1 protein-coding gene is annotated in these 239 nt (G+C 68.2%); it reads left to right on the forward strand.

All coding sequences use genetic code 11. The features are described 5' to 3' along the window. A partial coding sequence (locus RMT89_RS45250) for an alpha/beta hydrolase (protein WP_315889570.1) occupies positions 1-239 on the forward strand: 239 nt, incomplete at both ends.

A 239-nucleotide genomic window follows, 5' to 3' on the forward strand; every position in this document is an offset into this window, starting at 1 on the left:
CACCCGCCGTACCTTCACCGCCCTGCTCGCTGCTTCCGCCGTGGCCCCGCCACGTCTTTCCTTCGGGCAAGGCGCAGCCCGCACCGGCACCGTCAAGGCCCGCGACGGCGTCGAGCTGTTCGTCAAGGACACCGGCGGCAATGGCCGCGCCATCGTGCTGACCCATGCCTGGCCGCTCAATGCCGATATCTGGGACTACCAGTCCTCCGAGCTGTCCAAGGCGGGCTATCGCGTGATCT

This window comes from Streptomyces sp. P17 (genome assembly GCF_032436805.1).
Lineage (GTDB): Bacteria > Actinomycetota > Actinomycetes > Streptomycetales > Streptomycetaceae > Streptomyces.